The following is a 14,204-nucleotide window of genomic DNA, read 5'->3' on the forward strand; positions in this document are numbered from 1 at the left end:
ATCACCGTCCTACACATTAAATCCGAAATCATTGGCAAAGGCTATATCGATTATCACATCATGACGTAGGATCTCTAAGTCATTTTTTTCATCGTATGCCACTAAATAATACCTTTTCGATTTATCGTATTGCTTGTTCTTAAAGTTAAAGCGCAAACGGAAGATTCGTTTTTGCGGCTCTACATCTTTTTTATCTGCAACATATATATTCTCATTCGATATTTTTTCATTTTCTTCGGATATGAAGAAAATCTTATAGCTAGATCCCTTAACTATATCGCTGATTGGCTCGTTCTGAATGAAATCCAGCGTAGTAATCAGGTTGGTGATTTTATGGACCATACTAATTAGAGTAATTTGAACAGTACGGATATCTTTGTGACCCTTCGCTGTCTTAACATCCAACACAGGAACAATCATTTCCTGCGGGGATGAGCCGCCATGTACATAGTTCTGACCGCCGCCTGCAACCTTGAATACATTAGAGCTAACCGGGAAAGATACCACTTTGTTATCTTCATTGCCTAGAATTCTGCTCATGGTTACAGAACCAATACCATCTCTCTGAAGTGCTTGTTCGGACACAATAAAGCGGCGGTTAACAAACGAGCCTTTCTCAGATACATTAACGATCTTATCGCTTTCTTGCAACTTGTCCCGTTTATAGATAAAACCATGATCGGCAGTGACGATGTAATGTGTAGCACTTACATGATCCGTCAATTGCTTAATGAGATCATGGATTTCATTGACCGCTTCTTCGCAAGCGTTGAAAACTTCATTTTCTGTATTGGGTTTATCGCCGCGAGCATCAATTTGATTGTGATAAATATAGATGACATCCATACCGGTGAATACTTGACGAATCGCATCTCTTTTCATCGACTTGATATCATCAAATTGAATACAGCGGCTATTCGCATTAAAGCGCTGCAACACTGCCTCACGCTGATTCAAATCATCACAAGTTGTACCATCAACCAGAATACGATAATCATCCGTCATTTCCAGAGCTTTATGCGGAAGGAGCGCTGCCATACCAAGCCTTGTATACGACGGGAGCACACTAAGCATAGCTTCAAGTTTTGCAGTGCACTTCTCATCATCCTGCAATTTCGCCCAAAGAGTGTGGCCTGTCTCATAACGAATGGCATCAGATATGATGACGACTACGCGCTCCTTTCGATTGCATATATACCGAGAATAGAAATTCCGCTGCAATGGCAGCGCAGTCATGGCTTCATCATGAATCAATGCAGCGTTCCATTTGGTAATGATCTTATCTAAGTATTCATTGGTATAGATGTTCTCGATTAGATCTTGAAGTCGCTCAAAAACTGTACTGTCCTTGAGCTTGTCGAAGTAGTAATAGAAATACCGGTAATGTGTATCAATCAGGTAGTCAGACTCACGATATTGATTGACAATACCTGTTAAATCATCCGGACAGTTATAGCTACCTTCCATAATTAAATAATAAGCATGTTCCAGAAGTTGATATTGCATCTTGAAGATCTCTCCAAAATGCATATTACTTCGTTCTCGACAAATCATCGGAATCGTCATCCCACTTAGCTTAGTACCGGTATCCTCAGCCAGCAGCCGCTCTATGATCCAGTGAATGATCATCCGGTCAATCAAAGCAAATGTATCGCAGCGCAGTAATGCCTCAGCCCCTATAGCTTCCAATGCGTCAGTTGCATTCAATCCCACAGCCACATAATCAGACAGCTCGTTATATCGGTTGCGGTAAAGCAAGCTGTTCATCAAATTGTCCAGGAAGGCAATAATATTGCCAGACTTATAAGAAGTGAAACTATTCCACGACTTAGGAAGCTCAGCATCCATATATCGCTCCGTGTAGGTCACGAATAAGGTGACAACAAGCTTCTCAAGAGTCGGCTTCACATCCGTATAGCCAAATTGCTTTTCGCAAAGCCTCCAGAAGGCGTGAAGGAGATCATACTTATCAAACTCCGACAGAAACTTATTATCCTCCATCCCATCATCTGTTAAAACAACACGAACAACTTCCTCGAGGGAAGCTGTTCGTGTCTTGCAGAGTACGCTCATAAGAGCAATTTCGATGGTCTCTCTGGTGAAATTCTCAATCTCCAGATCATAGAATCGCTGGGTTCTATCTTTCGCCCCAAAGAATTTGATGTATTTCTGGATGACTGGCTTATACTTCTCATCAATTCCAAGATCAACCGTAAGAAGTGATGCTCGATCCGCAAAAAATTCTTTGGAGTACTTGATGGTATCGGCCAGATGATTATCCCGCACTGGCGGCTTGGGAAACGGTGCATAGATTAAATAATTATTCGTCCGATCCAGCCGCTCCAGAAAGTATTTAGTGTAAAACTGATTGTCGGACTCCAAATGGTACACTTTGGCATTAGACAATTCCAGTATAGCAATATCATCCGCAAACTCAGCCTTATCGTCATACCAGAATACCAGCTTACGGGTATTGTCGCTGAACTCAGCATTGAGCTTGTCGGCAATCTGTTTCAAATTCAATTCAGCCATTCGACTAGCCCCTTTCATGGCTCATCAAATCTTCGCCAGAACATCCAGCTTTATGCCGTCTGTACCAGTCTGAACTTTATCATAATTGACTTTCACTCCGTCGTCCAGATCGATGGAAATACGTGCGAGGGCCAGATGAGCAATCTTCTCGTCGTATTCCTTCGTTTCTTTCAGCTGTTTAGTCAGCTTTTCTTTCCGCTTAGTTGCCGTAGCCACTTCTCGCGCATTATTGCTATTGTTAATGGTTTCCTGCATCCGTGCAATTTCGCCATCATAGACACGCTGCATTTGGTGAAGGTAGTCAATTCGCAAGTTGCCGATTGTATCCTCATTATAGCGGTGCATATAGACAAGTCCTTTAAAACCATCTGCCTTCCCGCTATCAAATAGCCAATAGATCGGGCGTTTCTGATAAAGCTTGCAGTGATCTTTAAAGAAGTCCTTTAAGAAATAATTGCGGATGACCTCTCTAGATGAATTACCTTTGTTACCAAGAGCTTTGGCGATAAAGTCTAGATTTTCTTCCAGAGCATCTTCACCAAAAGACTCTTTCAGATATATACAGAACAAACCGACCAGATCATCCTCAAAATATTCTTCATCCGTTATTGGTATGATATTATTTTTATCTGGTATGAATGTGATGTATTTGCTTCTTTCCCAATTGTCACCGGCATAAGCAAGACCTTTTACATCAAGACTATAGCGGCCAAATATACAACCTACAACATAAGATATGAAAGAGCGCACATCACGACCGAGATCTGCTTTGCGAATTGTAATATCTTTATCCTCGACGTCTGGTGTAAGTTCATGTTGCAAATCGTAAATATTAATTAAGATCCGATTCAATTCTACTTCATTATTTTTCAACTGATTAAACTGATTTGAAGCGAATTGTTCCCATAAAATAAATATATCAGCAAGATGGTTGCTACCTGATTTATATATTATAAAAGGATGCCCAAGAAAATCCCAACTAAACTCATAAGAATCCCAATCAGTTTTTGAAATAATAATGTTTTGTTGAACAATTTTCTCGACTTGATCAATATAATTGTTGTCTATGATTACAGGTATAGATGCAACATTTTCAATGTTGAATGTCAACGTTGGGTTTAGAACCTTTAATATGTTATTTGCGAACTTACTACAAAGGACTGCTAACAAATATCTTTCATTTTCATCTTTGCAGAACATTGATGCTCCACGACCGTCAAAGGCAAATCCCTGAAATGAATACCTCGCACCAAAATAAGACGTACTAACGTCTGACCAATTTATTGATGGTCGAAAAAAGTACTCCACACTTGATGAACGATACCCTGGTAGATTTGTCATATATATTAATGAGGGTTTATCGTAAGCAATCACATAGTCGTTATTCCCATACCATTTACGAAAAGTTCCACCTTTATTATAAGGTATAAATTTACAACCTGATTGATCAAAGTCCTTTTTATTTCCGCTATTAAATGAAATTTTATTAAAATTCACTTCAAACCATAATTTAAGACATTTGTCATTATTACCAGTTGACATACCATGTCTGGGCTCCCCATAATCACGAATATTATTACTTGAACTAAATATTGAAATGACTTTTTCACTTGCCCAATATGCAATTGGCTTTCCAGGGATTTTTGAGAAGCTTTCCTGTGCTGTTGTGTACAAATCTTGTTTTTTAATAAAAGCTTTTTCTTTTTCATGCTGGCTACCGTAATCAACCAAACGGGCATAAGTTCCTTTATAGTCATTTACGTGACTATTACGCAACACAAATGCGGTAGTCTGCACCACCTCACCTGCAATCTCCTCAAATGCTCTTGCACCTAAATGCGCCATATTCAAGGTATCAAGCTGTAATAATCTCTGACGCAATTTTTCAAAGCTAGACAGAAACATCCAAGCGTGTTGGGTAATCATCGCCTGATAATAATATTTCTTAGTCATTTGCCCACATCGTTCCATGAGTACTGCGAATAAATCACTCTTGCTGTCAGGATAATTCTTCTTCACAAAATCTGACAACTTAGCTCCCATACCACTACTGCCCATATACGGTGGATTGGTTACTACGACATCATATTTCCGTGCCATGCAAGTAGCTATCTTTACCAGTTGACATAACTGCTTTTGGGTAATGTCCAAATCAATAGTTTCCAGAGTCATCTGACCTTTATTGTCAGCGTTGTTGGTAAATTGAGAAAGAAGGTCCCAGTTTAGGTTTTCAATATTCAAGATAGAGCCATACTCCTTAGCATCCCACATTATATCCAGCAGATATTCCATCTGGCTTAATGCAATATTCCGTTGCTGTTCGATCATGTCTTGACCGAAATATTTCAACTGTCCACTGTTTATTCCATTGCTCTCATGGATTGAATAAACATTACAGTATGTTTTGTGGTCTAAGATGCGACGGTTGTACTGTCTTGCTTTCATCATTATAGCAAAATAAGCCAATTGGTAGGCACGGTTGTCTATGTCCAAACCATATAGATTGTTTTCAAGAATGCTCTTGGCAGCATCACGCTGACTATAACCATAGCTCTCATAAATTTGCATCAGGACATCAAAAGCGTACACCAGAATATGGCCGCTGCCCATGCAAGGGTCGATCACCTTGATATCTTCCGGCTTGATTGTCTTATACTCTTCTCGAATCGCATTAAGCTGCGTCTGAACTTGTGGCTCTTGTTCAGCTTCGTTAAGATAATACTTCCATCCGGATTTCAAGTCATCATTCGGGTGCCTTTCAATCCAAAGTCGGCCAAGGCTATTCTCTACCATATAACGTACTAACCAGTCCGGTGTAAATAGCTGAGTAGCCGCGGGAATACGTTCCTTGGTAATCTTGACATTCTTTTTCAGCAAGGCAAAGGTTTCGTCTTTCGGCTCGGTATTATAATACTGATAAAGCCAGCCGATGATCTCGACCTGACCTTCTTTTTCCACATTGAAGTCCTCTTCTGGGATATCATGCACAAGATGATAGACGACACCATCTTTGTCTGTAAAAGACACATTCATCAGCAGTTCTGTATAATCATTGGTCTTCTCAAACAACTCCGGCAGAATAGCATTCAGAACATTACACTGTTTGATAAAGAGCATACGGAATAGCTCATTTAGCTTATTGTCATTTTTCAGCTGTATGATCTGATCTTTTTCATAAGACTCATAGTCCAGATCAGCGTCAAAGGGGGAAGTCACCAAGTCAGGTTCAATCTTGCCGCTGCTCTCAGAAGACAGAACCCTGATTCTGGACGGTAAATAATCATTCACTTCCATAAAGCGCACAGCTATAAGGCGGTTAAACCAGGTATATGCAACCTCTTCAACCACGCTTTTGTAGGCTGTTGTATAATCAGTCTGCTTCTCTTTTTTCTGAATAACCTCTGTTAAATTTCTACGTTGTTCGATTTCCATATCAGTGATTGAATAAGGTTCCCTAGCACCTATATCAAAGAATTGAACATTCTTTGTTGACTGCGGCAAAGGAGCTTTTATTCCCTTGTCTGTAATGCCCAATAGCCCTGCTTTGTATACGATCTCTGCAATGAGCTTGTTTCTCGCCCACACGGCAAAGTTTTTAATAGCTATCTTATTCATCTGCAGCGTCTCCTCTAGAACTCAATATTGATGATGGTGTCTTCATCCAACTCTTTCAGTATCCGTTCCCTTAGAGCGGCCATATACTTGTCAACGTCCTGCGCCGACTCAATCTGCCAGGAAGCAGCAAGATTGACGGTCTTTATGCTAATGTTCTTCTTTTTCTTGATCTTTGGTTGAGGCTCGGGAATAGGTTGACTCTCAACTTCATCCTTATTGTATTTCTCGCTTTCCTCCTTCACTTTATCGCTGGCAATCTGCTCATCCTTCTTGGAGATATCATTAAGCAGCCTCACTTTCAGAGCATCTGCTTCCACTTTAATATTTTGTAAAGTGGCTACATTGTTACATGTCCTCGCCTTTTCCAATATTTCCGCAAATAGCTGAAGGACGCGGTCGGTGAACTGTTCCTTGTACCCCTTGGTATCCAGAACATCGAATACTCTTTTACGGGCATCCGATATGACATCAATCACTGGGGTTACCATCTCTTCCAAGAGCTTTGTATACAACTCTGTAAATTGATCCAATCGTTCAGGTAACTTAGGAATATCTCCGTATGGCGTTTCTTTTCTCAGTATCGACTTAATTTCATTTACGATACTTTCTACTTGTTCATCGACGATAAAGGTTTTACTATCTTCATAAATACCCATCAGTTTTAGAGCTTTTTCAAAGACAGTCTTCTGTTCTCCGGTAAAAAACAACTTAACAGGTTCATAATCTTCAGCAAAATCAAAATAATCATCCCGATCAGCATGAATCTTCTTGAAGAATTCTACCGGGGACTGAATCTGAATAAGTGCACGAAGCAAATTTTTACCGGAGGCTACAACCTTCTTGCCTGGAAGCGACTTGCTCTGGTACATGATTTCAAACTTTTCTAACTCATTCAGAATGTTCTTGCTGTAGCTCTGGAAGCTACGCATCATCGCATCGTCATCTTCATTAACGCTGGAAATGCCGAACAATTCCTTCATAACTTCGCGGACTGCCTTTTTCTGATTGTCATTGGCCTTCTCACGCCGTTCGGTCAGTAGCTTCTCTACGAATTCTCTCTTGGTAATATAGTTGATGATTTCTTCATCTGATTTATTAAGCAAAGTAACGCTTGTTCCGTTTAGGGTGAATGAAATATCACCGTTCTTGAACAATTTGGCTACTAGCCATTCAACATCATCTTCCACGAATCCATAGGGAGCCTTCATGAAGCGATCCATAAGACTCTTCATCGAAGTCTTCATGTGCATAGAGGTATTTCCGGTAATATAGCTGAGCATATCATTTAACGCATGAATATTCGATTCAGTGCCGCCTTCTAAAGAAAGGGTAAGCTGGTTAGAAGTCTTAAACATGGCCCGAATATTAGCCTCGCCCATAGCAGCATCAATATATGGAAGTTTATGATATACAGTGGATACAAGGCGTCCTAGCGCGTCATTGATTCTAGCCGTCACCTCTTTAGAGCCGATCTGTGCTTTATCGCCATTCACATAGATATCTGCATTTTTCAAGGAGTCAATCAGGAAAATCTTAGCGTTACCATTTCTTTCACGCATCTCCACACGCTTGGCATCTTTAATCTGTTCAAACTTAGTCAGCGTACTGGACGTCGTAAGGCGTAGATACTTCTCGATTTGCAGTGCACTTCTGATTTCATCCAAGAAGGCTGAATCATTCGGCAGTACGACAAGAATTTCTCGTCCCTGACCAGATAGCATACGAAGCGTCGTTTCATCGGTACCATAATCGGAATTTGGAGTAAGCACTCTTATGCCGATATCATGATTCTGGTTCGATTTATAAGGTCGTTCATCCACAAATTGATTAAAAGCAAAACTATATCTGCCGTTAAACGACGTGTAACGATATTTTTTATCACTAAATATATCTTCAAAGATTAGCTCCGAAACCTTGCCGACGACCTCTGCCATCTCCACATTCTGATTATCAATTTCACGATTAATTTCCTGCTCTTCATCCGTTAGGAACACATAGATATCTCCGTTCTTCTGAATCAGCATCTGACGAGCAAGAATTTTCAGGACTTCTTCTACCTGCTTTTTCAATTCAATTCTGTCGGTGTCGATATCAGAAATCATCAGACTAGTAATATTATCAATGTTTGCTGTAATCTCTTTCACATATTTAATCATGAAAAGGGTTTTCAAGACGTTTACGGCAAAACAGTCCTCTAGCTTATCCGGGTTTATATAACTGTTATCTATCGCGCGGCTGATTACTCCCTTATGACTGTGATCCAGGAACTGGTGTAATGCATCATAGAATACATTAAAAGGAATTAATGTTCCAGCGGTCTGTTCCATCAGCTTGACTGCAGATTCCTTAAACAGTGAAATCATGGATCGCTCGCCCTCAGACAAGTGCTTCCCTGATGCGCCGTGTGTTCTGATGGAAGTCAGGACACTTCCTAGCAAGTTGAATTGATAGGGCACAAAGGGATACACGGCGGCAAAGTCCCGCTCATCAGCATATAATTTCTTTTCTACACCATCATTGAACACTATCAAGTTTTTGATAATGGTGGCTTTCTGCTCATAGAGTAATCTAAGTGTCTGCTCAGCTGTTGTATTTTTGTCCAGAATTCTCTGTTTAATGACCTCATCCACATTTGCTGAGGATAGAGACAGGCGTGTATCGAAACGCCCTTGTATCTTGGAGAAGTCATTCCCCTTCGTCTTAGTAATGGAATCAATGTCTTGCTGGCTGGTCACGACAATCCATACCTTACCATGACAAGCTGTACCTAAATCCTCGGTTACCGTTTGCAAATTAAGCATCAGCTTCGAGTCGTCACCTATGTATTGGCCAATTTCATCCACCAAGAATACGACGTGGTGATTGCTCCCCTTACGGTCAAGGTATTCTTTCACCAGCCGCGCGAAATTTTCAATGCTAATAGTGTAAGGTTCAGTCGCTCGTTCACACCAGTTACGTGCAGCAGCCTCGCTCATAAAGCCCATTTCATCCAGTACTTCTACAATGCTATCTTGAATAAAATCAAATTTGTGTCTGGAGGACTCCCATGACTTACCGAAGTTCTCTTCAAATAAGTTTTTAAACTCGACATAACGATTTACTTCAACAAACCGTCTTTCCAGATCGGCAAGGAAGGGAATGGAACCACAAAATCCCTGCATTTCGTTAAACACTTTTAAAAAGACAGAGACAATGGCATCCTTGGAATGCTTGCCTGTCATTTCACTTTTTGAATCGATATTGAAAAGAACAACATCAGTCGGCACACTTGCGACCAGTTTCATGTCAGCGAGTACCATTGGATCGACGATTTTGTTATCTTCTATGAAATAGTCAAGCGCTCTCTTACCGTGCACTTCTTTGTTGTCCAGCAGGTAGGAAAGAATTTTTAGGAAGTGAGATTTACCACTGCCAAAGAAACCTGAAATCCAAACACCCATTTTATCGGTATGGTCGTTGATCCCTTTCTTGTAACTGGAGAAGAAGTCGGCAAAGTGCTTTTGCAGCTCTTTTGTCACAACATACTCTTCAAGTTCTTGCTTGATATTTACTTCATCACCTTGCCCTACTTTAATTACGCCTTTAATATCTCGGTCAATGGGCCTAGAAAATATTTCCTTGATGTTCATTATGCGCGCTCCTTAATCAACGAGCTTAAATGCTCTGTAATAGTTATCGTCTTTAATTTCAGAAAACAGAATCAGTTCCTGTCCGTCATACTTACCTGGAAAGAACATTACTACCGGCACGCGGTCAATCGCTTGATGCAGATTGTTCAATACCTTATGCGACCTAAGCAGCGGGTAGCATTTTCCTATTCCAGTCAACAGCACTACGGCATCTTGTGGTGTCCGCTCCTGAATATATTGAACAATTAGACTTGTATCATCGTTAATTTGCAAGAGATTTCCGACTGACTTTACAATCCGTTCCATGCCCTTTTTCTTCTCGAATCTGAAGCACTGCTCCATAAAACCTTCCTGCTCAAGGATATCAATTATGATATTATAAAGATCAAAAACTATTAGTTCAAAGCCATCTGTCGACTTCAAATTCTTTGCTTTCATGTATTCGATTCGTTCTCTAACAATAAGTTCTTTCTCCGCTGGATAATCAAATACATAATAACCAACTTCATTGCCCAGACCTTTGTTCTGACGAAAACTCGGCATTTTAATCATTCGCTCTGCTATATCTAATCTTTCTTCCAAACTGGCCATTTTATCTTACCCCCGTCAGGGTCTGTATCATCACTATCATCCCATTCTCTTTCATGCATTCTTCCAACTTCGGATCTAAGATAGGCTTCAGAATCTGCCTGTTTCCGGGGGCACGATCTGTTACTCCAGCTTCCATCAGAAATGTCTTATAAGATCTGCTTAATCTTTGTAGCGTGTAATCCGTCCATTTAGCTACCTGTTCAATTTGCAATTGCTTATCCTTAAAGAAAATTCGAATGTCACTATCAGACAATTCATTACTGCCAATGATCAGCTTCTCCCGATAAACTTCATATACAAAATCAAAGAAGAGACTATCTGTCTGCATGATAGAAAGGAGAACAATAATCTTCTGCGTAGAGACATCGCTTTGTTCAAACATCAGATAAAATGTCTGATCTAAGCTTTTTACACGGTTAGTAACCGTATTATATATTTGAATTGCTCTTGCTTGTGTAGGGGCTGCAAATAAATTTTGATCTGCATTTAGAACTTTAATATCATCAAACGTTTTTCCATTATTGAGAAGGGCAACTACTTTACGAAATTCAGAGAACCAAAAGGAGTGCTTTACTGTCGCTGCACTATATTCTTTTTTTCTCATGCTTGTTCTCCACCTGATGCTAATACGTATGACTTTTCGCTGTGGTTAACAATCTCAACTATGTTACCAATATCACATTCTAAAACGTAACAAATCTTTACAAGCACTTCCATCGAAACAAATTCGTTGTTCGAAAGCTTTGTTAACGTGTTAGGACTGATTCCTGTCCGTTTCCGTAATTCTGTTTTCTTCATGCCTTTATCGATTAACAGTTTGAATAGTTTGTTATAGGATACGGCCAAAATTAAACACCTCAATTACATGCATTTAAGCTACATGTAATAGGATAGCATATTTTATACGATCTTATACAAGATGTATAATAAATTGCGATTTTTTCTTTAAAACAAGTGACTCTTTATTAACGCGGCGAAAAACCTCCACCAAAAACCTCACGCTTATGATAATGCTTGAATCTCCTGCACACTTCGTTGCTTGCTGTCGGTAAACTAAACGTCTGACACCGACCTTTTATGTAAAAATCACAATTTCCGCAATTGCGATAATCATGATTGGTTCTATAAATCCCTTTGGCTTTCTTCACATCTGAGAAGTCACTTTCTGCTTTCTGTTGTGGCGTCGGCTTTGTCTTTTGCTGCGGCTTATCTTGCTGTTTACCCGAAGTATGTTCTTTCTTTTTAGGAGCGACAATGGTTTTGACAGGCGAGCTTTTTCCAGAATGTCGAATTTTAATGTTGCTTTTAAGCTCAAATGAATTAGCAAGCGGCAGCACGAGACGCTCCCAACCGGAATCATCGATATGATCACCTTTTATAACGTGATCCAGCTTGCATACATTACAGTTATATAGGTTTGTTGGGCGTTCAATTGGAGTCTGTTTCATCTGATAGTACCAAGTCGCTTGCTTCCGTACGAGCTGAAGAGAAGAACCGCAAACCAGACAGCGCTTATTCGTGTCACAGAGTGCATACTTCTTCATAGAATCGCCTCCATCAGCATCCCTTTGTCATCATCATATCGTAAAATTCAGACAGCAGAATGTCAGGAAACACCTGTTCTACTAATCGTTTTATTCATTCGAACAAACGTTCCATGACACCCACTTGTCATTCTCCTCTGCTATCCTTACCATATGAATGAATTTTCCGGAGGAGGGTTTCTGATGCAATACATAGTCTATGACATGGAGTTTACAGTAATCCGAAATCGACAACAGTACACGGCTGACATTTTGGAGATTGGCGCCATTAAGCTAAGTGACGATAGCGGTCAGCTGGAGATGGTCGATTTATTTCACACTCATGTGCGGCCTACTACTCATAAAGTCATATCGCCGCTAACGACTGAATTCACTGGCATTACACAGGAGCACGCCGACAAGGCTCCTTCCTTTAGTGAGGCTGCCTCAGACTTCCAGTCATGGATGGGTGACGATCCCTACTATCTATGCTCCTGGGGACCGGACGATAAGCAGCAGCTGATAAGACACTGTAAGATGCATAAGTTTGATTTGAACTGGATCCAAAACTACAATGACATTCAATTAGCCTTCACTCGGCTCCAGGGTGGAGAATATCACCAGCGATGGGGGCTTAAGAAGGCGCTCGTAGCAAAGGAACTCCCCTTTATCGGCAATCATCATAATGCTTTGGATGATGCGTTTAATACCGCCAAGCTCTTCAAACTCATATTCCCTCATATCCGCCTGGAGCAAAATAACGCTGCCGCGGAACCGATTTTTACTACTTCCCTGGTCTACACGACGGGACATGAGAAGAACAATCCCTTCGGGCAATTGGCTCATCTATTTCAAATCGCTACTTAATGCTCTCAACTTGATATGGACTGTCCCACTATGGACAGTCCAATTACCATTTGACGCTTACATTTCAAGCTTGATTATCCATTCTTATTAAGAAGCGTCAACTTGAACCATTAACACCTTGAAGGTTTCGTTCTTACCTGACCCTAGCCTCAAGAAAGGCTGCCAGTTCAACCGATAACGGCCTTTAATCGTTATTACTTCTTCTCGTAAGTGAGTTGTTCCTCCAGATGCCCCTCTCCAGGAAAGACGCCCATGAATTTCACGTCCCTGATGAATTCGAAAATCTTCATCTACGGTACCCGATCGGCTCGGTTTCTCCCAATAGGAATGATCATTGGTAATCAGAACGGCATAACCCTTTACGCCAGGTCTGCTTTTCAGCGCCTTCTCAAGCTTCTCTACATCTTTCCAAAAGTCATAACGGGAAATATCATGAGCAGCTTGATTTTTGAGATGAATACTTTTGCCATTATACTCGGATTGAAGCAGGGCCGTTTTACATCGAACTTCAACAGCAAGCTGCTCCATCCCTTTGTCCGCCCATACATCGATTTTAAATGGTCCAAAGGTGCGGTTGGTCTCTACTCTGTACCCGCTGTTACTCAGAACCTGAGATAACTTGTGCTGCAGATCAATTTGAGACAGAGGAATATCTTGAATGGCACAAATATAGTTCAGGAGATCTGATACGTGCGAGTTGCCGACTTCAATTACATTGCTCGGATCTTCAGTCTCCCGAACTAAACAAATTTGAACGGCTTCTGGAATGCTCGATTCCTGAACAGCAGCCGAATGAACATGTACTATAAGTGCTCTTATAGTACCTTGAGCCGAATGATCGAGAATGCTGTAATCCAACCATTCCATCTCGTATTGTCCTTTTATGGCAATCGCGGCTTCACGACCTTTCATCGTACCCGCTCCAGCCCTCTCTCCCCATGACAACAAGCCGTGAATTCGCCTGCCTTGATGGATGCGAAACTCCTGATCCACTGTAGCTCTCGTCACAAGAGGCTCAGCGTAGTATGAGACATCGTTAGTCAGTAAAACCAAGTATCCCTCGGCAGCTAATTCATTTCCGACGATCGCTTCCAACCTCTGAAGGTCCTTGAGAATATCATATCGTCCAATATCATGAGCTCCTTGGTTAAGAAGCGAGAATTCTTCGTCCCCCACGTTGCATTGGAAAGCCTTCATCTTATACTTCAATTCGATGGCGACCTTCTGTCCATTCTTCTCCGCCAGTACGTCGATATAAGTCCGCTGGCCGTTATTCAACTCGATGCGGCGTTCCAGACGAATCTCATACTGGTAAAGCTCTCGCAGCTCCCAAGCAAGCGCATGTTGGAAATCGGCCTCATTATGGAAGATCGGCCTTTTATTCGCCAAGGCTTGCAAAACAGCTTGAATATCCATATTTCTCTGCACCATCCGTCTCCCGATACGG

General features: G+C 41.0%; 9 protein-coding genes. 1 reads left to right on the plus strand and 8 read right to left on the minus strand.

Annotation, left to right across the window (positions count from 1 at the left end; translation table 11 throughout):
- Positions 1 to 9 precede the first annotated feature (9 nt).
- The 7 genes from pglZ to KP806_RS18480 all read right to left on the minus strand — a co-directional run bounded on the left by pglZ (position 10) and on the right by KP806_RS18480 (position 11,911).
- Positions 10 to 2,532, minus strand: a complete 2,523-nt coding sequence (gene pglZ, locus KP806_RS18450; RefSeq protein ID WP_224725203.1) for a BREX-1 system phosphatase PglZ type A — start codon at positions 2,530 to 2,532, stop codon at positions 10 to 12.
- Positions 2,533 to 2,556: 24 nt separating this feature from the next.
- Complete coding sequence (pglX, locus tag KP806_RS18455) at positions 2,557 to 6,147, minus strand: BREX-1 system adenine-specific DNA-methyltransferase PglX (protein WP_224725204.1); 3,591 nt, start codon at positions 6,145 to 6,147, stop codon at positions 2,557 to 2,559.
- 14 nt (positions 6,148 to 6,161) lie between these two features.
- A complete protein-coding gene (gene brxC / locus KP806_RS18460; protein ID WP_224725205.1) occupies positions 6,162 to 9,776 on the minus strand; it encodes a BREX system P-loop protein BrxC in 3,615 nt (1,204 codons plus the stop codon).
- 12 nt (positions 9,777 to 9,788) lie between these two features.
- Positions 9,789 to 10,367, minus strand: a complete 579-nt coding sequence (locus tag KP806_RS18465; protein ID WP_224725206.1) for a DUF1788 domain-containing protein — start codon at positions 10,365 to 10,367, stop codon at positions 9,789 to 9,791.
- Between the two features lies 1 nt (position 10,368).
- Positions 10,369 to 10,971: a DUF1819 family protein gene (locus KP806_RS18470; RefSeq protein ID WP_224725207.1), complete on the minus strand. Its 603-nt coding sequence runs from the start codon at positions 10,969 to 10,971 to the stop codon at positions 10,369 to 10,371.
- Entirely contained in the window at positions 10,968 to 11,213 is a 246-nt protein-coding gene (locus tag KP806_RS18475) for a helix-turn-helix domain-containing protein (protein ID WP_224725208.1), read from the minus strand. The genes KP806_RS18470 and KP806_RS18475 overlap by 4 nt, the downstream gene beginning before the upstream one ends.
- Before the next feature lie 119 nt (positions 11,214 to 11,332).
- Entirely contained in the window at positions 11,333 to 11,911 is a 579-nt protein-coding gene (locus KP806_RS18480; protein ID WP_224725209.1) for a hypothetical protein, read from the minus strand.
- 183 nt (positions 11,912 to 12,094) lie between these two features.
- Between KP806_RS18480 and KP806_RS18485 the strand changes: the two genes are divergently transcribed.
- Complete coding sequence (locus tag KP806_RS18485) at positions 12,095 to 12,757, plus strand: 3'-5' exonuclease (RefSeq protein WP_224725210.1); 663 nt, start codon at positions 12,095 to 12,097, stop codon at positions 12,755 to 12,757.
- An 87-nt stretch (positions 12,758 to 12,844) separates the two neighbouring features.
- On the opposite strand, the gene KP806_RS18490 is transcribed toward KP806_RS18485, so the two are convergent.
- Entirely contained in the window at positions 12,845 to 14,173 is a 1,329-nt protein-coding gene (locus KP806_RS18490) for a hypothetical protein (RefSeq protein WP_224725211.1), read from the minus strand.
- Positions 14,174 to 14,204: the final 31 nt, after the last annotated feature.

The sequence above is a fragment of the Paenibacillus vietnamensis genome (assembly GCF_020169515.1).
GTDB lineage: Bacteria > Bacillota > Bacilli > Paenibacillales > Paenibacillaceae > Pristimantibacillus > Pristimantibacillus vietnamensis.